The 20,051-nt window shown below is 49.1% G+C and carries 28 protein-coding genes, 1 tRNA gene and 2 pseudogenes; 4 read left to right on the plus strand and 27 right to left on the minus strand.

The window, feature by feature from the left end; genetic code table 11:
* A pseudogene (locus VGM55_RS00535) lies at positions 1 to 183 on the plus strand (hypothetical protein); the annotation flags it as partial.
* Positions 184 to 499: 316 nt separating this feature from the next.
* On the opposite strand, the gene VGM55_RS27455 reads toward VGM55_RS00535, so the two are convergent.
* Positions 500 to 763: a DUF4224 domain-containing protein gene (locus VGM55_RS27455; RefSeq protein WP_414648173.1), complete on the minus strand. Its 264-nt coding sequence runs from the start codon at positions 761 to 763 to the stop codon at positions 500 to 502.
* Positions 764 to 880: 117 nt separating this feature from the next.
* Here VGM55_RS27455 and VGM55_RS00540 point away from each other — a divergent pair, with 117 nt between their 5' ends.
* The gene (locus VGM55_RS00540; RefSeq protein ID WP_331634238.1) at positions 881 to 1,345 is read left to right on the plus strand and encodes a toxin YdaT family protein; all 465 of its coding nucleotides are present in this window, start codon (positions 881 to 883) and stop codon (positions 1,343 to 1,345) included.
* Positions 1,342 to 1,590 (plus strand): excisionase, encoded by a 249-nt coding sequence (locus tag VGM55_RS00545; RefSeq protein WP_331634239.1) that lies wholly within the window; start codon positions 1,342 to 1,344, stop codon positions 1,588 to 1,590. The genes VGM55_RS00540 and VGM55_RS00545 overlap by 4 nt, the downstream gene beginning before the upstream one ends.
* Before the next feature lie 37 nt (positions 1,591 to 1,627).
* Here VGM55_RS00545 and VGM55_RS00550 read toward each other — a convergent pair whose 3' ends face one another.
* The 19 genes and pseudogenes from VGM55_RS00550 to VGM55_RS00640 form a co-directional block, all read right to left on the minus strand.
* Positions 1,628 to 1,792, minus strand: coding sequence for a hypothetical protein (locus tag VGM55_RS00550; protein ID WP_331634240.1), 165 nt, complete (start codon positions 1,790 to 1,792; stop codon positions 1,628 to 1,630).
* A gap of 665 nt (positions 1,793 to 2,457) precedes the next feature.
* Positions 2,458 to 2,976, minus strand: a complete 519-nt coding sequence (locus VGM55_RS00555) for a DNA-binding protein (protein ID WP_331634241.1) — start codon at positions 2,974 to 2,976, stop codon at positions 2,458 to 2,460.
* A 68-nt stretch (positions 2,977 to 3,044) separates the two neighbouring features.
* Complete coding sequence (locus VGM55_RS00560) at positions 3,045 to 3,227, minus strand: hypothetical protein (RefSeq protein ID WP_331634242.1); 183 nt, start codon at positions 3,225 to 3,227, stop codon at positions 3,045 to 3,047.
* Positions 3,224 to 3,958, minus strand: coding sequence for a Gp138 family membrane-puncturing spike protein (locus tag VGM55_RS00565; protein WP_331634243.1), 735 nt, complete (start codon positions 3,956 to 3,958; stop codon positions 3,224 to 3,226). The genes VGM55_RS00560 and VGM55_RS00565 overlap by 4 nt, the downstream gene beginning before the upstream one ends.
* 10 nt (positions 3,959 to 3,968) lie before the next feature.
* The gene (locus VGM55_RS00570; protein ID WP_331634244.1) at positions 3,969 to 4,328 is read right to left on the minus strand and encodes a hypothetical protein; all 360 of its coding nucleotides are present in this window, start codon (positions 4,326 to 4,328) and stop codon (positions 3,969 to 3,971) included.
* Positions 4,325 to 5,386, minus strand: coding sequence for a hypothetical protein (locus VGM55_RS00575; protein WP_331634245.1), 1,062 nt, complete (start codon positions 5,384 to 5,386; stop codon positions 4,325 to 4,327). Before VGM55_RS00575 ends, VGM55_RS00570 begins: the two co-directional genes overlap by 4 nt.
* A 109-nt stretch (positions 5,387 to 5,495) precedes the next feature.
* On the minus strand, positions 5,496 to 6,161 hold the full coding sequence (locus tag VGM55_RS00580; RefSeq protein WP_331634246.1) for a phage baseplate protein: 666 nt from the start codon (positions 6,159 to 6,161) through the stop codon (positions 5,496 to 5,498).
* Positions 6,162 to 6,201: 40 nt separating this feature from the next.
* A complete protein-coding gene (locus VGM55_RS00585) occupies positions 6,202 to 6,372 on the minus strand; it encodes a hypothetical protein (protein WP_331634247.1) in 171 nt (56 codons plus the stop codon).
* Between the two features lie 229 nt (positions 6,373 to 6,601).
* Positions 6,602 to 6,808: pseudogene (locus VGM55_RS00590) on the minus strand (terminase small subunit); the annotation flags it as partial.
* 136 nt (positions 6,809 to 6,944) lie between these two features.
* A complete protein-coding gene (locus VGM55_RS00595; protein WP_331634249.1) occupies positions 6,945 to 7,427 on the minus strand; it encodes a hypothetical protein in 483 nt (160 codons plus the stop codon).
* Positions 7,428 to 7,706: 279 nt separating this feature from the next.
* Positions 7,707 to 8,156 (minus strand): hypothetical protein, encoded by a 450-nt coding sequence (locus VGM55_RS00600; protein ID WP_331634250.1) that lies wholly within the window; start codon positions 8,154 to 8,156, stop codon positions 7,707 to 7,709.
* A 166-nt stretch (positions 8,157 to 8,322) separates the two neighbouring features.
* Positions 8,323 to 8,841 (minus strand): hypothetical protein, encoded by a 519-nt coding sequence (locus VGM55_RS00605; protein WP_331634252.1) that lies wholly within the window; start codon positions 8,839 to 8,841, stop codon positions 8,323 to 8,325.
* A 21-nt stretch (positions 8,842 to 8,862) separates the two neighbouring features.
* On the minus strand, positions 8,863 to 10,077 hold the full coding sequence (locus VGM55_RS00610; protein WP_331634253.1) for an XRE family transcriptional regulator: 1,215 nt from the start codon (positions 10,075 to 10,077) through the stop codon (positions 8,863 to 8,865).
* A 5-nt stretch (positions 10,078 to 10,082) separates the two neighbouring features.
* Positions 10,083 to 10,712 (minus strand): hypothetical protein, encoded by a 630-nt coding sequence (locus tag VGM55_RS00615; RefSeq protein WP_331634254.1) that lies wholly within the window; start codon positions 10,710 to 10,712, stop codon positions 10,083 to 10,085.
* Positions 10,713 to 11,011: 299 nt separating this feature from the next.
* Positions 11,012 to 11,203 (minus strand): ProQ/FINO family protein, encoded by a 192-nt coding sequence (locus tag VGM55_RS00620; RefSeq protein ID WP_331634255.1) that lies wholly within the window; start codon positions 11,201 to 11,203, stop codon positions 11,012 to 11,014.
* A gap of 628 nt (positions 11,204 to 11,831) precedes the next feature.
* Positions 11,832 to 13,943: a DUF927 domain-containing protein gene (locus VGM55_RS00625; protein WP_331634256.1), complete on the minus strand. Its 2,112-nt coding sequence runs from the start codon at positions 13,941 to 13,943 to the stop codon at positions 11,832 to 11,834.
* Positions 13,940 to 14,263, minus strand: coding sequence for a DUF4222 domain-containing protein (locus VGM55_RS00630; RefSeq protein WP_331634257.1), 324 nt, complete (start codon positions 14,261 to 14,263; stop codon positions 13,940 to 13,942). The genes VGM55_RS00625 and VGM55_RS00630 overlap by 4 nt, the downstream gene beginning before the upstream one ends.
* A 5-nt stretch (positions 14,264 to 14,268) precedes the next feature.
* Positions 14,269 to 14,469 (minus strand): hypothetical protein, encoded by a 201-nt coding sequence (locus tag VGM55_RS00635; protein ID WP_331634258.1) that lies wholly within the window; start codon positions 14,467 to 14,469, stop codon positions 14,269 to 14,271.
* Positions 14,462 to 14,656: a host cell division inhibitor Icd-like protein gene (locus VGM55_RS00640; protein ID WP_331634259.1), complete on the minus strand. Its 195-nt coding sequence runs from the start codon at positions 14,654 to 14,656 to the stop codon at positions 14,462 to 14,464. The genes VGM55_RS00635 and VGM55_RS00640 overlap by 8 nt, the downstream gene beginning before the upstream one ends.
* Before the next feature lie 208 nt (positions 14,657 to 14,864).
* Between VGM55_RS00640 and VGM55_RS00645 the strand changes: the two genes are divergently transcribed.
* On the plus strand, positions 14,865 to 15,158 hold the full coding sequence (locus VGM55_RS00645) for a YlcI/YnfO family protein (RefSeq protein ID WP_331634260.1): 294 nt from the start codon (positions 14,865 to 14,867) through the stop codon (positions 15,156 to 15,158).
* 144 nt (positions 15,159 to 15,302) lie between these two features.
* On the opposite strand, the gene VGM55_RS00650 is transcribed toward VGM55_RS00645, so the two are convergent.
* From VGM55_RS00650 to VGM55_RS00680, 7 genes are all read right to left on the minus strand, one after another.
* A complete protein-coding gene (locus VGM55_RS00650; RefSeq protein WP_331634261.1) occupies positions 15,303 to 16,112 on the minus strand; it encodes an antA/AntB antirepressor family protein in 810 nt (269 codons plus the stop codon).
* A 111-nt stretch (positions 16,113 to 16,223) separates the two neighbouring features.
* Complete coding sequence (locus VGM55_RS00655; protein ID WP_331634263.1) at positions 16,224 to 16,412, minus strand: AlpA family transcriptional regulator; 189 nt, start codon at positions 16,410 to 16,412, stop codon at positions 16,224 to 16,226.
* Positions 16,413 to 16,650: 238 nt separating this feature from the next.
* Positions 16,651 to 17,349, minus strand: coding sequence for a hypothetical protein (locus VGM55_RS00660; RefSeq protein WP_331634264.1), 699 nt, complete (start codon positions 17,347 to 17,349; stop codon positions 16,651 to 16,653).
* Between the two features lie 41 nt (positions 17,350 to 17,390).
* Positions 17,391 to 17,744 (minus strand): hypothetical protein, encoded by a 354-nt coding sequence (locus VGM55_RS00665; RefSeq protein ID WP_331634265.1) that lies wholly within the window; start codon positions 17,742 to 17,744, stop codon positions 17,391 to 17,393.
* Positions 17,745 to 17,889: 145 nt separating this feature from the next.
* On the minus strand, positions 17,890 to 19,104 hold the full coding sequence (locus VGM55_RS00670) for a tyrosine-type recombinase/integrase (RefSeq protein WP_331634266.1): 1,215 nt from the start codon (positions 19,102 to 19,104) through the stop codon (positions 17,890 to 17,892).
* 164 nt (positions 19,105 to 19,268) lie between these two features.
* Positions 19,269 to 19,342 (minus strand) — tRNA-Gly (locus VGM55_RS00675).
* A 230-nt stretch (positions 19,343 to 19,572) separates the two neighbouring features.
* Positions 19,573 to 20,051, minus strand: a 479-nt coding sequence (locus VGM55_RS00680; protein ID WP_331634267.1) for an amino acid--tRNA ligase-related protein, incomplete at its 5' end; no start/stop codon positions are given.

The raw sequence follows: 20,051 nt of genomic DNA on the forward strand, positions 1-20,051 counted from the left end.
GGCTTGGCAAGTTCCGTGCTTGCCATTTGCCAGATCGCGTTCTCTGCCGGTTATATCTGGATAATGGGGATGCTCGGTGTGAGCGCAGTGAATATGCTGATTATCCTGCTGCTGTTTTCCAGCATCGCTAACACCATCGTACTGGTCTCTGTGCCCAATCAGCGGGAATGTCTTCAGGAGTAAACGCCCCAACCCCTGCCAGGCAAACGTCACCTATCCAAGTAACCAAAAACGCCTTCATAGCAGTATGAAGGCGAAAAAATACCAAACCGCAAGACGGACGGTCTTTCCCACAATGCTGTTGTCGGCATATACACGTTCAAATACGTCGTGACTTGTGATGTGTTAGCGAAAAGTACTTAAGGAACAGTTTGGTTTGGTTTGGTTTGGTTTGGTTTGGTTTGGTTTGGTTTGGTTTGGTTTGGAACAGATTGGATTGGAGCGGTGAAGGGAGTAGAACGCCATCAACAAAAGCCAGTAACCACGGTATTTACTGGATTTATAAAAATGAAACTACACACATTCCTATACACATTTGTTTTTGCTTGCCGCGATTTCGAGTGATTTTTACCCATATAGGGATCGGCGCTGGTGGAGTGTTACCCGTGGCAATAATCCGCCAGCCAGAGCAAGTGCTGTAGAACTCTGTCGTGAATATCACCACTCCACTGGTGCTACCGTGCTCCCTCAGTATTTGGCATTGTTTAGATGGAAAATGTGCACCGGTGATCTCGATCATGTCCTCATCGGTGATTAGCGTCATACACGGCTCACGTTTTTACATCTCTCTGTTTCCTTATGTTCTGACCCAAAACTTAGATTATGGGGCAGATAAAAAACTGATTAATCGTAATCAGTTTTCAGCGACAGGAGACGCAGAATGGAAGAAATTGAGAAGTTGAAAAACGAAATTAACGCATGGGCAGCGGATCGCAGCCAAGGACATGTAGCCATTGAAATCACCCGGGCATGGTTCCAGATGGGTGGCGGCAATGGTCGGGTACGGCTGTATCCAATTGAGGACGAAAACGGACTCGCGGACTGGAAAGCCATCTACAATAACCGCCAAGCTATTTTTCGTCACATGCGAGGTGACTCGAAAGCTGCACGGACAAAAATGCAGGAATTGTCTAGCGCCATGCTTGCAGCGCTCCCGGTCGAGCGGCGTATTCGTATTGAAGGGGGATCAGTAAACTATCTGGTGTCGATATTGTTCCGTGATGTTTCGAATATGGTAACTGCTATTTTGCTAAAAGATTGTGGTATCACTCAGAATATATCAACAGTCCGCAACACCCTTGATGTTCTGCAGCAACGGCTATTGAGAGAGGGATATATGAAATGAAACTCTTAACATTGGAAGAGTGGAGCAAAAGAATTTACTCCGATACCCCCCCAACACTACCGACCCTACAGCGGTGGGCAAGAAACGGTAATATATATCCACCACCGGAGAAACACGGCAAGCAATATCGTGTCAGAGAGGATGCCATTTACATCAATCCTCGCACCTTTGCCCTCTCAAATCATAAGCCACTCATCGATAGAATCATGAATGAAAGCCCAATTTCAGGGAGTAAAAAACGATAACTATATTTGCTCACTATCAGCGCGGGCCTGGTTTCTTCTAGTAGTAGATTGATGCATTCATGCATTGCCGATAACGCTCCTTTGCTGCCAGAGTGGCCGCTACACCAGTGCGCAGATCCAACAGGTCTTTGCCGTTCAGTTCTACCCCTTGCTGGTGGGCTGAGCTGATTAGAGCCTGTTCTATGGAGTGGTGATCTAACATGGTTTTACCTCCTGGGTGGTTTTACTCTGGCGGCCTGAACGTTATCAAATGTTATCATTTGCCGACGCATCTGGTCGCGGGAAGCGTTGGAAACCAAGATTTGTAAAGATTTGGCTTGCTGAACCTTACTATTTCTTACTATTCGCACCACCAGCGAGTCTGTGCGCTGAACGTTAACATTTGCATACATTCGAGTTGGCGGGGCAGGAACGTTAGGATTTCAGATGCACATCGGCGACGACGCTTTATCACCGGATGTCAGGTAACTGAATAACGGCTTTTACCCTAAGATTTCCTAGGATTTGGATAACTGAAACGCCCGCAACGTTACTATTTGTTCCTATCTGCCCGCGAAAAGTGCCGCACCATCGCCATGCTATAAATTTATTGCCAGTCTTGTAACGCTCGCAACGTTACCATTTCTTACCATGCCCAAGCCGTAAACTGGACATAAATGTCTATATTCGTCGCTATTGCTGCCGACCTTTCCTCAACAATTCTTAGCGCTGCAGGTTGACACTTTTACGTTAAAAAATCGCATTACCCCCGGTTTCTTGGGTTTCGTCGGCTGAAAGTGTCAGGTTTCCGTTTCGTTTTCTTGCAACGTTAACACTTTTCCGGTGAATTTCTGTCAAAGCGTCAAGCATGGGCGCCGCGTTGAGTCGCTACAGAGCCAGCAATGGCTTACAGAGTGCCGCTAATCCCTCAGGGCTCCAGTCAGCCTCTTCGTCTGGGCTTTCCATTGCGGTGTAAGCCAGGTAAGCCCTGAGAAACGCTTGAGCACCGTTCTCGTAACCATCGCATCCAAAATAGTGTTCTTCTTCATCAGTGGCGCCGCTGTCGTAAATCCGCACGCCAATGAAATCACCGTCTAAAAACTCGATGTCGAACCCAAGTTCATCGACGGCGGCCTCCAGGCGTTCACGGGCTTCTGCAGGATTTGCCGCTGGTGGATTTTTGTCATCATGGGCCCACACCCATTCCGCCGCCTGCCGCCATGTGAGCGGCATGGTGCGATTCGGCCAAGGGTTACCACCGATCGGGGTCGGGCTTTGCCGGCGCGCTGTGGCCGCTACATCGATTTTCTTGCCGGACATGACCAGCTCGCCCTTGGCTATCCAGCCGTAGACGGTCTGACGGCTAACGCCTCGGTGCCTGGCGTACTCTGCTTTACTCATCAACATCAATACACCTCACAATGATGCCGGCGGGCAGCCTTATTCATTTCGTAGCACTCCGCCAGCACGCGTATTTAGCCCAGACGCTGGCGCAGGTTGTCCGACCGTAGCGAGTCTGGGCTAATCATTCGTTCGCCGTGGGTGCCCGTGCCGGTTGTCTCTGGCTGGTTAGCCATATCATCCTGCCAGGTGCGGGGGGCGTTATTGTCGCTGGTGGATGCCAGGCCTTCCGGATTAATTTTCTCAATAGCGGTCATTGCGGTGATCCTGTGTTGCCGCCGCCGGTTTCTACACCGCCGTGCGTGTGATTTTGCAGGCTGATACTGCCGGCTGTGATGTCGCCTTTAGCTGTGACGTTGCCGCCAAACGACGCATCACCTTTGCCTTCTGATTGCGTCACGCTGGAATTAAATGTGACGGGCCCGTTGAAAATGACCGCGCCGTTGACCGTGGTTTCCTCTGCCGTAGCGGTCAGCTTGCCCGGCGTGGTAACGGTCACCGCATTGCTGCTGGGGTCGAGTTCGATAAATGCGGCGCCATCATCGGTGCGCAGCTGTGCGGCGCTGGTACTGATGCCGCTGATTTTTTTCACCTGAGACTGTGGGCCGGGAATGACGAAAGCATCCGACATATCTCGCATACGCCCATCAACCGGCTCTTGTACGCTGCCGTTCTGCCACCAGAAATCGATACAGCGGTCAGCAAACACAACAAGGCATTCATCACCCTCCGCTATTGGGAAGGTGAGCGTGACGCCGCCGCCACGCGGGAAAATGACCGGGACATCCACCAGCAGCGGCAGATTGGTTGAGATTTTGCTCTCGTCGCCCAGATTGAAGCCACGAACAGACAACTGAACAGTGCAGGTCACGGTTTCTGGGTCGAATGCCTGAATGATGCCCGGCGCCGCCGTGCGCACTTTCGAAATGGTGTTCTTTTGGACTGCGTCAGCGACTTCACTTTCACTCGTGGGTCTAACGTTTGCCATTTATTCCCCCTCAGCCAGCGACTTTGTGACAGTCGAATGAGCCAATAAGCCGCGGCGCATCCACGTTGGCACGGATCAGCTCGACATTCAAAAACGCCTTGCCGTTGCGCTTGACGAACTCAAAACCGTACATGAAGCCATCACGTGCCGGCATAAGGGTCATGTCCGTTTTCATGTTGTCCCAGTCATCTTTTTGTTTTAGAAATGTTATTTTCTGCGATGTGACTTTTTCGCCATTCACCCGCGTCCAACCATCACTTGCAGCATGGAGCCTGAATCCACCACACTGAAGATCGGCGATAGCGAAATTGCTAATGCCGATCAGCGCTGAGGAGAAAAGGACAGAAAAAACCTTTGTCTTTATTTTCATGAGTAAACCTTCTGTTGTGCGGATGCAGAATATAAGTCCGCGGCGCCTCGGGCCTCACAGACAATTTCCATGTACCAGTTTTGCCCGCGAGTGTCGCCGCGGTACTGTATCCAGCGCACGATATAAACGCCATCAGTGGCGACGCTGGCGGGCTGTTGGGCTGTTCCCGTCAATACCATATTGCCGTTCCGATTTTCCTCAGTGATAACGCCTGAACGCGCCACATCATTCGACGATAACGCATTGCGGTATACCGAGGCCTGATCCAACTGGATGAGCCCGCCAATCTTTATGCGTGGGTTGATAAAGCACTGCACGTTCACACCGGCGCCAATGGTTTGCTGTGGCATACCCACCAGCCCGGTATCGGCGTTCAGCACAACAGCATCGTGCGCAATCATGTCTTTGGTACGCATATCGAGCCGGCCATAAGCAAACTGCCAGGTTGCGCCGCACTGATCTGCGACGTTATCAAGATACTCATGAACGAAGCCGTGGAACACTTTTCCGCGTGGGTAAACGGTGGGCGGGAATTCCGGCACGCTACCCTTGGCGATGCCGTAAGGCTCAAGGGAACGTATCAACAGTTGATAAACGTCGCTGACCGTATAGCCTTTTGCCAGTGTGGTGCTGATAAAGGCGTTCAAATAGGCCTCAAGGGAATCACATGCCTGGATCATCACCCAAGAGTCGGTAGGGTTGTCTTTACCGGTAACGGTAAACCTGATGTCGCCGCTGTAAATCAGCCCGAAGTTTTGCCCGTCACGCTGACCGGTTTGTTCCGCATCAACCGAACGGGCTTTACCGACCTGATCGGCGGTCACGTCAGGGGCGATACCGTCATAGCCGGCGATAATTTGCATCTTTGAAAACTCACGCTTCATGATGCGGTTTTGGGTGTGCGGCGACAGGTTGTAGACCTTCACCGTGGCAACGCTGGGAAACTTAACATCGCTCCATTCAATTTCGAACGTCACTTTTAAATCGCTTAGCACAATGCCTTCCCCGCTATCGTCGGAGAGCACAAGCTCAAAGTGGCGCATCCAGTTCTGACTCATGACTACCCCTGCACGTAGTATAGATGGCTGCCGATACCCAGCTTCGTCGGCGGCACCGGTTCGTTGTTGTACATCCGCTCCGACAGCATCAACGGCATTTCCTGCTTATTCATTTGGCGCCTCGATTCAGTTGGCCCAAAAGGTAATCTTTCCCATTTTGCATTTGTAGCAAAACGCTTTCATTAACGGGTTTAGGGGATTTGGTTCCCGTATTCTGGGTAGCAGAGGTGCTCACGCCGTCCTTCATGTTCGCCTTATCGGCTACCGATTTGTTTTGTGTTTGCGTGATGATGACCTCACGCAGCGTCAGTGAGCACATCAACACATTTTCACTGGTCTTGTCGGTCGTGATGTCCAGCGATTTGATCAGCATGTTCTGGTACTGGCGTTTGCCGGTGGTGACGTCGAACGGGACGCACTCGCGCTGCAAATCAAGCAACTGCTGGTAGATGTCCCGGGGGCTGGTACCCAGAGACAAGCCGCTGCTGAGATCGAACATCTGGGTGGTATCCACCCCATCCAGCAACGAGCCGCCACCCGCGAAGCCCAGTTCCATTGTCACCTCGGCAGGGCGACGGTAGGCGTGATCCGCGACATATCCCGCACCGGCTGAGCTGGCCCCGGCGTTACCCTTTCCGCCCGATGTGGTGGGACGCTCCACGGGATGCTCGGTGATTTCCAGCGTGTCATTGTGCTTCTCCGAAATGACAACACTCGGCACGATAGTCGCAATTCGCCGATTTTGCTGCCGAAATACAATTGAAATAATATCCATCGCTTATCCTTCAGGGTGTAGTTGTGAGGTGGGTTGCTATTTACCCCGAGGCCTCTAGACTCAAGGCCTTATCCACCAGCCCGCGAGCGATGGCATGAATACTTGGCGCTACGCCAATACCCGACTTCTCGCGGACCTCGCCCTGCAGCTTGCGCATGGCCTCTATCTGGTCATTGCGGAGCAGTACAGCCTTAACATTTGCCTTCGCCATTACCTTGCCTCACTGTTTATTTACCCAGTTTTTATTATTGCATAAATCGGGATGATATCAATGATCATTGCAATTATAGCAATGTAATTAATGTCGACAGAGGCCGACGTTACGGCCGTACCTACTGGCATCTTGTCCTGGCATACCCTGCACAAATTGCTCATGCTGTGGTTTCAAGAGGATTGGGCTTTCTTGGCGCTCTCCCTCTGTTTTATTGCCAGTGCTAGGGCTCTCCGGCCTTAGGTGCTGTTGGGGTTTGACTGTTTTGCGCACTCTGCGCAATTTGCGCGTCACTTTGCGCAGGTAGTTTTATGTAGCGGCGGGCTGTCGCGTAGTTTAATTCGTTAGCCTCACACCATGCCTTAGGGGAAACGTTGCTCTTGGCGTGCTCGGTGAGGAACTGATTTTGCAATGCCCCCCAGTCCGGTTTTGCCATGCTCCCCCCAGAATAAAAAAAGCCACCAGCGCTACCCCCACAGCGAGCCGGAGTATCGTGGTGACTTTGCTTTGCGCATTACGCAGCGTCCGTATGGGCGCTCTGTGATGGGCAATAAAAAACCGCCTGGAAGCGGTTAATATGATGCTCTTAGTAGTGGGCTTGAAGTTCTTATTTCTAAAATTTTCTTAACCGCTTCATCTCGCGTTAATTCATATTTTCTATACTGTATTTGCACATCCGATAGTTGACTGAAAAGCGTCGCGGTCTTGCCCCTTACTTTGGCAGATTGAATCATTAGGTTCGCCTCATAAACCGATGACAACGCTTTGTACGTTTGCATACACAATTCATAATCTAAACCTTCTAATTCTTTTCCCGCTTGCAATTCCGGGGCTCTGATCATCACATTATGAAAATTATAGACCGCTAAAATAAAGTTTCTCACCTCTTGCGCACGCGCTTGATGTCTCCAGCTATTAATGGTCAAAAAAGCAATTATCGCGGCAAGTAGAGTTGCCCCTGCTGAGAAAAAGGCAGCAATCATGCTCCAATATGCCCAGTTTGCTGAATCGCGCGCAGCCAGCATCGACTCATAAGAAATTAAATCAGCGTCCATTTTCACCTCATGATTTTAACAAAGTGATTTTAGTTACCATCACTCCGGCTGTCACATTGTTTCTTCTATCACAGCTAGTGTATCCATTATCACAGCCCTAGCTTGCGAGGTATTAACCGTTTTTGATTTCGTGAAGGGAGTAGTACAAATCGAGTTTAGAGCAGTAGACGCAACATTCTCGCAAGTTGAAATTAAATTCCTATACATACAATATCCTCGATTCAGCTCACTTTAACTCAAAAGTCCACTCGTTAGGTGAGCGTACCAGAAACTAGAAGTTCAACCAAAATATTCGTAATAGACTTGGTACACTGCCATAAAGATATCCCGGATATCCCGTCCATCAACCAAAAAGTAAGAACTGTTTAGCTGGTCACTACATTTCATCAAACCAACAGGGGACCCTTTGATCTCAACGGTAACATGCTCAGTGTTCTTTTTCGGATCGCAAGAATAGTGCTTGGTATGGTTGCACAAAGATTTAACTACCAAGTATTCAGGAAGCTCCCACAGCGATTTATCAAGAGCCGCTTCTAGGCTCAGTTCACCTTCTGGCTTTCCCTTATAATCGCTCTGCCTTCCCAGATAAATCCACTCTCTGAGGTGGAACATAGGAAACAGAGTATCAATCAGCCCCTCCTCTGACGGCTGATCGTAAAACGTCACCCACTTATTTTTCAGGTGCTCAAACATAGCACCAGCGTCGCCAGTGCTGAATAAACCAGCCATAACTTAACTCCTGTCGTTTATGCTGATCATGCTACGTTATCACGGCAGCACAATGCCTTTTTCTTTTTGTTATTTAGGAGGTTATGTTGTCTACAGGTTTGCTCATCAACATAAGCCGCACATCCTTTCACTATATATAAACCGCGTGTTATATATTTATTGTAGATTAATATTTATCTCGTTTGAGATCACTAAAATCAGAAAACCATCCTAATTTACCTAATTCGATATAACAAAAATTGAAAGCATTTAAGACTTCATTTAGATTAGCATGCTGAGTAACAAAGGTTACAAAAGCATCTGTGATATCATCTCGCTGCTTATAGAAAAAGTAGTTAGCTAATGGGTGTTTTTTTTCAGAATAAATTGGCTTAGATATGCCATCAAATCTGCCCCCTAACCAAGACTGAAACTGATCTAACGTAAGATCATAGACTTTCTTATCTACTTCCACCCAGAAGTGATGATAGTTATCATCCCCTCTTGTTGTCCCGTGAATTATCCTTACTGTTTTTTCCGGGAAAAGTTGCTGTAAACAAATACCTAAAAAAACCGATGCACTTTGACAGGAGTTTGTTGGAAATTGAGAAAAGAATGGAAACGAGAGGTCATCTAATAACTCATGATGCCTCTCAAAAACAGCCCTTATATCAAGAGCTAAATTAATACAACCATGGTCCTTCATAAATCTTTATCCTTAAACGCACTAGTCTTCTCTAGCTTTTCGACTAACAAAGTCTACTACACTGCTAGTTGATGAGTGAGATTGCATACGCGCATTTTTAATTTGGCTTTTTAAAGTTGCTAAATGCACAACTGATGCCTGACTTTTGAGATAATTATTTGGCAATCCTAATAACATTTCAAGATCAGTTGCCGACAACCCGAAAAAGCCAGTGATACCATCTAGAGTAAATAATCCTGAAGATATCAACAAGTCGATTGTACGTTTAAGCAACCGAGGTAACTCTGGTTTCCTGTAATCATCCCCTGGTTCAGATTTCGCCCCCCAGCGTGCAGAACGACGCTTAAACAAGTTCAACTTTTCTTCATCGGATATCAATTTAATAGCATGTAAGCGCATTATAATTGCGGCCACTGATACACCATAACGCTGTTTTATTAATAATAAACTATCTAACGTTACAGGTAATCTGATTTGGTCTGCCAGTAATTCAGCCGGTAATAATAAAGCCCCCGCAAACTGATGGGCCTGACTCTCTTTAAGTTTATAACGTTCAGAATCCAGTTCATTTCCAACTTTTTTATGCAGGATTAAATGCCCAATCTCGTGAGCAAGATCAAAGCGACTCCTAAAAGCATTTTCCTTATCCGAAGAGAGTAGGACAAATGGCCTCTCAAGCTCCTGACTCCATGCTGATAGCCCTTCAATTTGAGCAATCCCAGTCTCTTCCCTTATTAAAATTATGCCATTACTTTCAGCGGCTAATGCCAGATCTGGAATTTCGTTCCTCCCTAACCCCCATTTAGCACGGCACTCAAGTGCAGCATCTTCTATGTCAGAATCGCTGATTTCATCAATGTTTGAGAAAGAACGAATCGGCAAGCATAGATCTGGTAAATCGACATATTCTTCTAACCTAACCACCAGTTCATTGGCCCATTCAATACGGGCTTCCAGCATTAACCTTGCCGCTGTATGAGCACTCGCATTACTGCGGAAAAGTGGCTTTGACATCTTGGCAGGTAGCGGACGGGTAAACCATTCGGGTGCAACGTTCACAACCGTGGCCAACCTTTCAAGAGCCTCTGCTTCTGGTGTTTGTTGAGCTGAACGCCATTTGCTTATAGTCGCGGGTGAAACCCCAACCATCGTGGCTAGTTGCGTTTGAGAGAGTCTCCTGGCTGCGAGCACCTGCACTAACCTTTCTGGCTGGAACTCTGCAATACCTCTACTCATTCAATTTATTCCTCTGTTCCATCTTTTTTAACTTTGTTGCTTTTAAGCTTCGGCAAGGCCTTGTCGCTCTGCGAAATCACTTGGTCGTATCGTCTCAAAAAGAGTCCGATGTCCTCACGGAACAGCCAAGATCTCATATCAGAACTCGGAACAACTAACTCTACTGAAAGCGGTGATTCCGGTTGCTCGGAAAAACTACCCGAAAAACGGGCAAGAAAAAACACTGTGGCAGTAAGGATATCCTCAGGATCGCCAAAGAGGCTGGGCTGAACAAGAGACTCGATGAAACGGTTATGTTCAGCCAATCTTTGCCTGGTTTTAGCCCGTGTTAAATTATTCCATGACACATTATTGTCATTGATACGACCAATGTTAAAAATGCCACTTTTTCCAGTGACCAAGTTGTTCCCTTTCAACGGGCTAGGTGAACAGCCGTTTGCCAGTAAGGACTTATAAAACTCTTCGTTCATGCACCAATGGCGCATGTTTCCGAGGATGGACGCCCGGTGCCCAGTAGCATCATGCTTCGCTCGAACAAAAGCCCGTTCTGCGCCTGCATATAGTGACTCATTGATCCCCATAACTAAGTCTTTGGCTAAATTACTTACTAAGGTACCTGGTATGTTTTGACGCATCTTTCCACCTTGCTCACGTTTCGCCTAATGGGATTTTATACCTATTTTTTTTCGCGTGCGAGGATTTTAGTGAAAAATTAAGACTAAAAAATTAGCGAAGGCTCTGATTTTCACTGCCACCGCAATGCGTCGTTCCCGGCGCTGGGCGACACGCTCCCGTCTAGCATCGTTGATACTTACAGCCAACAGCGGGCGGCACGGCGCCATAATCCCGACTGCTCCGACACCTCGACTTTCTCCGCCGTCGTTCGTCCACACTCTGAGCCTGCTGCGCCGCACGCTTTTTTTGCGGGTGGATTTCAGGACTGCCAGCAACACCCGCGTGTTTCCTGATGTTCAGGCGTCACCTCGCCGCATAGCTGACCATGTAGATCATACCGCTGGCCACCGGCAGCAATCGCACGCAAGTAGCACGGTGTTTGAGTCAGTGACACCCACGCAATATGCTTCGCCGTTAGCAGTAATTGTCGTGTGGCAGCGTTGTCCTGCATACCGTCCTCCCGGCGGTTGAACACATGCGAGTAATGAACCGGCGCCCGCTAAATATGCGGGAATTTCCAACCACCAGCACCATGCTGGGATTTTTTACCTGCCCTGTTGCTCTGGATAGGCATGGAGCTGTTTTTGTCGTGGTGACCTGGGTTTAGTCGCCGCTGGCTCCCCTGCTGGCGCATCTACTGTTTAACCTGCTGCTGCAGCTGCTCTTGGATGGTTACCCTCTGCTGGTGGGCTTGCTCTGCACATCGGCCACCAGCCAGCCGTATGCTGCTATCTGTGTTGCCATAAACTGCTTTCCCCAGGAGGGAATGCCCTAAATTTTCGCTATATATAAGCAAAAGTGGGTCGGTTAGGTCGGATAAGTCGGTTAAATAAAATAACTAACTGATTTAACAAAACTATATTTGCCATATTTAACCGACTTTGCAGTTTTATGGGGTCGGTTAACACTTTTCAAAGTCGGTTAAATGGATGTTCGTCCATACCTGATACTTGCCAAGGTCGGTTAAGTGGGGTCAAAGTCGGTTAAGGGTCGGTTAAATTAAGAAAAAAACAACAAACAATATCAATACACTATCCCAATTAACCGACCTAACCGACTTAACCTACCCTATTTATGCCTCACGGAAGCATTTCATCATCATCTTCCGGTAAACACAGCACCACAAAACGGCCTTGTTTACCGTCAATGGTCAGCGTTTTCTTACTTATCCCTTTGGCTGGCTTATCCAGCATCCCGGCATCAGCCAGCACCTGAGCGAAAGCGGCCGCGTTCACCCCTGCAGCGATCTCATCATGGAATACCGCAGGGAAGGTGTGAAACGATATAGTTTCATCGCTGCTTTTCCTTACACGGTATCCGGCCAATTCCCGTATTGGCAGATCACGGGCATCCGTGTCCGGATGTGGCAAATATCGGCTATATCCGAATCGCTGCAGGAAAGAAACAGCCTGCTCCACCCAGGCGCGAGCTTCTCGGTTGCCCATACCGAATTCACTAACCCAGGCGTTAAAGCTGTGTTGTAGGGCGTCGCGGCTCTCCTCCGCATCCCATCCGGTCAGGTTATCAGAGAGCACCAACGCTGCCTCAAGCACGGCAAACCGAGAAGCTACCCTGTGCACCTGCTCGCCAGCATCATCCGGTAGCAGAGCTAACCAGCGCCGCTCTGCCTGTCTGTATGCATCGATGGCGGCCTGCTTATGACCCGCCAGAAAATCTATCCATGTGCGGCCGGCAGCACCGTAGTGAGCGCGGCAGGCATCGCGCAGAGCGTCGGCGTGTGCTTTCCCATCCGGCAAGCTGTGAAAGATTGCTGCTTTGCTGATCGGGATATTCAGTAGGCGTACCAATTGCCCGGCGTTGACCTTACCGCCGTCGGCGCGGATGTAGCTTTCAAGGTCAATCTCCCCGGTACTGAACGCCATAGCCCGCCAGCGCTTCAACTCCCGGTTACCGCCATCTTTGGCCCCCTGCAACTTGCCAACGCCATTAAATAGCGCGTAAGCCGACTCAGCGACCGCCCGCCGGTTGCTGCCTTGGCCGATTTCGTCCAATGGCATAAGCCCGTCATTGTGCGCAGCGGCCTCATTTACCAGTCCCAGCGCCGTACTGTACCAAGTCAGTTTCAGCGCCTCCGGTTCACCGTACATGGATGACGCCATATTTCCGGTGGTGGTCTTGCCTGCGGAGGAACCGCCGAACAGGTGGACGCCGAAACCGTCCGCACCCACCAACCCAATCAGCGGTGCAGCCAATGCGCAGGCGATGCCTAGCATCATCGACGGATTACCCCGCGCCAGCGCCGCTACATGGTCGCGCCAGCTCTCCGATGTGCCACTGGTGGTGTAACCGCGCGCGGCGCCGGAACGACCGTTAAAAATAACCGGTGATATAGGATCACCGATAACTGAGCCATCAGGCATGATATACGCGCCGTTCTGCCACCCGGTGGCGCTGGCAATAGTCCATACCAGCCCATGTCGACGCCGGGTGAGATAATCTGCCAGGATCGCACGCAGGCCGTTTTTTGCTGTGACAGAAAGCCCGCCAGCGCGCAGCCGTGCCCAACCTTCACGCTCGCCAATATCCCTCATTGGGATTGCCTCAGTTTGTTCCTGCTCTCCACCTGCAGGAGACCAGCGCAATATCAGATAGCGCTCGAAGTCCTCCACGCCGATCCCAGCTATGGTCAGCGGATCACACAGCCACTGACCCGGGCGGATAATCTCGCCGGAAACCTTATCCAGTTTCGGCGTGACCCAATAAAGCCCGTCGTCCCTTGTTTCAACGCAGGGGGCCAACTCATCCGGCGTCGCGGATTGCCCGCCGCTACCCAGACCGATCAACGTCTCGATATTTTCCCCGCGCTTGACCTCATCCCGTAGCCGGGCAAGCTGTGGCGTCCAGTCTTCTAACAGCTCCTGGGACTCTGAAAAAAAGCGGGCCTCAGTGATCCCGGCCATCGCTAACCGGGTGGCGATGGCGTTAATTTGAACCGGTGCCAGTGCGCCGGCACGGTTTACTCGCGCGAACCGACGCCCCTTATCGATAATACGCAGGTGATCCAGCTCTGCCAGTTGCTGAGGCCCCAGCGTTATTGGTGGCACCGTGTCCCACGCCTGGTTATTACCCTGCCAGTCTTTGGCAAATACCCAGGCATCCGCCCCGGCGATAATGACAGCCTCTGTATTTTTATCCTTCGGGAGTGCCTTCACGTTTGGTGCAGATTTCATTCCAGCTCCTCCCGGCGGGCAATAATCAGTTCCCGTAATTTTCTGGTTTTCTCCAGCGGATTAATTGCCTCCCGCCATTCGGTGCATGTCTGTTTTTCAACGTGGGTAAATTCACCGCAAAAACGGTCTGTCGGCATTTCGCATGGAAATTCATACCCATCACGAATAAATTTCACCCGGTAGATACTGGCCCCGGTCACCGCCACCCCATTGCCACGTTTATCCTTCCAACGCTGGCCGGGGCAAGGCGTAATATCAGCGCCCCCGGTTTTTGGGGTGTGTTTGCCCGCCGGCAGGTGACCGGTTAATTTTTTGTTCATGGTTTTTATTCTCCGCGATGAGGCTCGATGCGCCAGCCAGCGAGCCGTACTAACTCAATAAAACCATCTAGGCTTGAGACGTGTTCAGTTTCCAGCAGACGCCTATCTGATGTCACCCGTCCCTGTTTCACATGTAACAAAATGCGGCCAGAAAACTCTGGGGAAATATGCAGATCCACATTAAGCATCGGAATTTGATTATGCATGGATTCCCCCCAACGTCGGCAGACGGCCAGCGAATACCAGGACAAAACGGCCAGCTAGCAAAGAACGGGCTTCGTCCTCGCTGGTGGCGGTGATTTCCTCGCGGTGCGGGTGGGCCTGTGGATTGGCACGAACTACGGCCAAAAACAGGAAGGTGAAGCGCTTCGGCGCTGTGGTAATATTCGACATAGCTACCTCGATACTGGTTCTATCGTTGTGGTTAGGGGCCTGGTTAGTGTTGACGCACTTCCAGGCTTCGTTGCTTCTGTGGTGTTGCTGTGTTCTACCTGTGGATAATGTGTGTTTCACTTTAATTTCATGTGAAACACAGGTCAAGGCTTTTGTGTATTTCATTTTTATGTATACTGAAACACACTTAAGTAACGGAGTTTTGGTAATGGCCGCAAACAAAAACGCAAAATCACAACTTTTTACCGTCAGAGTTCCACATGAGGTGGTATCTGATCTGGAAACGTTAAAACGTGACGGAGAATCCACGGCAGGGTTTATTGTCTCAGCCCTGCAAGGAGAAATAATCCGACGCCAGACAGACGGCGCGACAGAAAGCCACCTACTTTCGTCGCTCGATGCGCTGGAACAAGTCGAAGCGATCGGCGTTACAACCAGTGAGGAGATTAACCGACTGGTCAGCGTGGCGCGCGAGGAATTACAGCGCCGCAAAGCAAAGTAGGAAACGCCAGAAAGTTGAGATTTATTCAGGTGATACCAAAGGGCGGGGGCGCAATCCTCGCCTTTTTTTATTGGGGCAGATCCACCAGCGAAACGGCAACGGATGCCAGCCAAGGTGGAAGCTCCTTTTTGGCATGGGGCATGATTATGCATGTTCAGCCCCCAGGTACTTAGCCAACCAACGCTGCGATAGTTGGGTAAGTGTGGCTTTGCGATGGTGGTAATGCTGCCCCAGCTCGATTAGCGTAATGTTGGTTTGCTCTAAGTATGAAAAATGCTCCAACTGCTCGGCGTTCATACTGTCGCGTGGATCACCGTCCACACCGCTTGCCTGCGCCCACTGCTTGGCCGTCAACCCACCCAGCACCAAGCGAGAAATCATGTTGCTCTCGGTCGTGTAGTGGTGCGCCAGTGTATTTTTGCCCTGTTCAGTGCGTACCAACTCCAGCGCTGCACACATTGGCTTGAAATAACTGGCTGCCGTAATACGTGCTTTCAATTGCAGGCGCAATTCAGTGGTATCTTTTGGTGCTATACGTTGTAACTTTTCCTCGCATCGAATGAAGTATTGCCGAATCGCTTGGCCTTGCGGTGTACGCTCCACCATTCCCAGCTCTTTACCCATATCAGCACTGATCTGATAGTCATATTCAATTCTCTGCCTGGATTTTGAGGACACCCGTTTGGGTGTGGTCAAATTTTCAACACGCGCATAATCAACGCCTTCAACAAAACCATATTGAGCTACACGAGCATTAAACCAGCTCGTAAATACACGCCCCACGCCTAGCGCCTCATGGAATGATCGAGCACTCGCAACGCCAGTTTTACGCCCACCAATCTGACCAGGAACAATTGGCACGATTGCGGCAAAATCATTGCGGTTAATATCACTGTAACTTTCTTTGGGGTGAGTTTGGCCCCGGCCAGTGTTGGCCGTATTTTTCAGTTTCATTTGCTATTCCTCGTTAAAGCTTTTGATTGCTGTTGCGATAGCCAGATGGTGCATTAAAACTTTCGCAACAACACGCAACATATGAACACCCGATATTCTTTATCAAATGATCTACTTGCGGGACTCATCAATGCGTTGATTTATCCAGTCATCAACTTCACTTTCAACGAAGGCAATGGAGCGAACTCCAATCTTCACTGCGGATGGAAAGCGCCTCAAACTCATAAGTCGATAAAGCCAAGCCTTACTGAAACCAGTTCGTCGTTGCACTTCTGGAAGACGAATTAATATTTTTGGCATTGTATAACTCCTATAGTGGCTCACGGTCTACAGGGCTATATTTATAGATAATTATCTCAAAAAACAGATCTGACGTTACTAAAGCGCTAAGCCATTGAAGATTGAAACAGGTGAGATGTTAGAGATGAATTTGATATGAAAAAACAGTCCTCCGCTAAAAAAACACCTCAAAAATCCAAAAGGGATAAGGGGTTTCTCATCGAAGAGGCTACCTGTTTAACTCAATGATTAAATTGATTTATTTCCTGCCACCACTTTTTAATTCATCTGGCCGCAATACGCTATCAATTGATTTTGCAAAAGCGTCTGAGCATCCATGATTTTCCTTCAAAAAATTAACAATATCACTGGATTTTGGCGATGTGCCTCGCTCACCCGGATCATATGTTGACCAGAACTGTTTAAGTACTATTGATATTAGATCTAATCCTCTCGAGTGATGACCGTTCAAGAAAAAAACATCTTCTTGAAGATTAGTATTAGAGCTCTCAACTTTATTAGTTAGTCTATAGTCAATTTCGAAATTATCATCTTGATGAATCGGCAAGGGCCAATTAAATTTATTTTTCAGAATCCATTGCTCTACTTCATTTTTTATCAGGGTGCAATTGACACGACTCTCTTGCCCATAGCTATCATCAACAATGATATTAGTAGACTTTAATTCGTTATTGTCAACGGAGTCCCATAATGAATCGACATAATTATTTAGTACATCCGTAGAATCCCTATCTAAATTTGAGTATGGTTTTATAGATAAAATTAAATATGCAACCTCCTTGAGGGTCAAGTTAGTTCTTGATGTAAATGGCAACATCCAATCAGAAATTCCTTGTCGTATTGCATATTCATGGGCTGCCTGGCTGTCAAATAAATTAACTCCCAATAACTTACTTATATCAACCCTACTAAACCCAAAAAAATCCAAATTATTCATAATGTAACTCCAAATATCTTACAGTTTATTCTTGCTTTTCGTTAGAACGGGATGTCATCATCAAAATCCATTGGTGGCTCGGATTTATTAATATTTTTAATTGGTACTTGATATGGGGATTCAAGATTACCCTGCTTTATCAACCAACCCAATAATAATTCACTGGTAACATGTATGTCAGCCCCCCAAGTATTAACTCGCCGTGGAACACCAGCATCTTCCTTAATCAAAAGTTCCGGCACAGCCCCACTTACAGTTTGTATTTTAAGCAGAATCCACTCAGCCACATCACTTACTGACATTTCTGGGTGTAAATCAGTAATTTTGGTAATTAACTCTCGTACGCTAATGAATGCTTGCCTCCTGGCTTGCAATTCATCCAAAGGGTTATCCATACGCCACCTCACGCCCTCTAAGTTCTTGGCGACTATGTAAGCCCGTAGAGGTGCACGGGTTTTCGGGGATCAGCCTAGACATAGCCTATTCTTTGTTCGTCTACCTGAGTCTACTGCGGCCTAATGGCACTGTCTATACATCCAGTCATGCGCGTTGCCCAAATGCTCCATGCACCACATTTCCCCCATGTTCCAGACTTTCCATGTAGTCGGCATACCACTGAAGCATCTCCCGCCGGCCATCCAGATACTGGGCATGGTTGTAAGTTCCCCTGATACTGTTCTTATCGACGTGGGCCAGTTGGGTTTCAATCCAGGCAGTGTTATAGCCCTGCTCGTGCAGGATGGTACTCATGGTGTGGCGGAAACCGTGACCAGTTACACGTCCAGCGTATCCAATACGGCGAACCAGCACATTAATAGCCATTTCGCTTATTGGCTTGCTGTGGTGGATCCTGCCCGGAAACACGTAGCTGTAATGACCGGTCAGCGGTTTAAGCTGTTCCAGAATACTGATGGCCTGGTCGGATAAAGGTACACAATGAGGACGGCGTTTCTTCATGCGTTCGAGCGGTACTTCCCAGAGTCGGTTATCAAAATCAAACTCCGACCATTCAGCCTTACGCAGTTCTCCTGGCCTTGTCCCTGTGATAATAAGCAAGCGCATAGCCAGCTTGACGATCAGGCTGCCGGTATATGTGTTAAAGGTGCGGAAAAACTCGGGTAACTCGGCAACTGACAAGAAGGCATAGTGCTCTTTTTTATGTGGTGAGAACGCGCTGGCGAGATCCGGGGCTGGGTTATATTCAGCCCTACCGGTGACGATGGCATATTTCCATACCTCCCCACACCGCTGGCGCACCTTGCGCAATTTCTCTGTTGCGCCGCGCTCATCCAGTTTAGAAAGCGTCCCCATAAGCTCCATTGGCTTTATCTCGGCAATTGGCCGATGGCCGATGTATGGGAAAACATCGCTCTCAAACGTTTTCATCATCTCTTCTGCGTATGACTCTGACCAGCGATCGCGCCGCTTGTCGTACCATTCCCGCGCAATCCCCTCAAAGGTATTGCCAGTAACATCTTGCCGATCTCGTTTCTGCTGCTTCCTGGCTTCGCTGGGATTGATGCCCGACACCACCAGCTTTTTAGCCTCATCACGCTTCTGCCTTGCATCGGTTAATGAAACGGTGGGGTACGTCCCGAGGGAAAGCATTTTTGGTTTGCCGTCGAAGCGATAGCGAAAACGCCAGCCTTTGGAGCCGTTCGGCTCAATGAGTATAGAAAGCCCACCGCCATCACTGAGTGTATAGGGCTTGTCTTGCGGCTTAGAGCGCCGTAGCTCAAGGTCTGTGAGGGGCATTGTGTATAGCTCCGAGGTAAACCAAACGTCCTATACTCATTACTATACACATGGATGTATAGATTTGGGTAGATGTGTGTAGACGTTGGGATAACGGAGTTTTACCGGGAAGCTTGTGATTACTGGGTTTAGTGGGCTTTGGTAGACGTTAGAAGAAGTGTGTTTGGAGCGGGTGAAGGGAATCGAACCCTCGTATGCAGCTTGGGAAGCTGCCGTTCTACCATTGAACTACACCCGCATCGGTGTGCGGCTGCCATTATAACCGGTTATCCCCGCTGGGCAAGCGGAGATAACGTGTAACTGCTGATGTTTTAGGCAGTTAGCTATCGCTTTCCTCTCTGTTCACCCATCAGACAAAAAAACCGGCACAGTGACCTGTGCCGGTTGATATGAATACCCTTTCTCTTTCAAGCCACAGGGGCGTTGGTTATACCTTCCTGCGGTTTGAAATCTCTTCGGTATGTGATCTTATTTCTGCGGGCGCATTGCCGGGAACAGGATCACATCACGAATGGTATGGCTGTTGGTGAACAGCATGACCATACGGTCGATACCGATACCCAGACCTGCGGTCGGTGGCAGGCCGTGTTCCAGTGCAGTCACGTAGTCTTCGTCGTAGAACATCGCTTCGTCATCGCCAGCGTCTTTCGCATTAGCCTGGTCAGCAAAGCGCTGTGCCTGGTCTTCTGCATCATTCAGCTCGGAGAAGCCGTTACCGATTTCACGACCACCGATGAAGAACTCGAAGCGGTCAGTGATCTCTGGGTTAACGTCGTTGCGGCGCGCCAGTGGCGATACTTCCGCCGGATATTCAGTAATGAAAGTCGGCTGAATCAGATGACTTTCGGCCACTTCCTCGAAGATCTCGGTCACTACACGGCCCAGACCCCAGCTCTTCTCAATCTTGATACCGATGGATTCAGCGATCGCAACCGCTTTACTCATAT

The sequence above is a fragment of the Cedecea sp. genome (assembly GCF_036500665.1).
Lineage (GTDB): Bacteria > Pseudomonadota > Gammaproteobacteria > Enterobacterales > Enterobacteriaceae > Cedecea.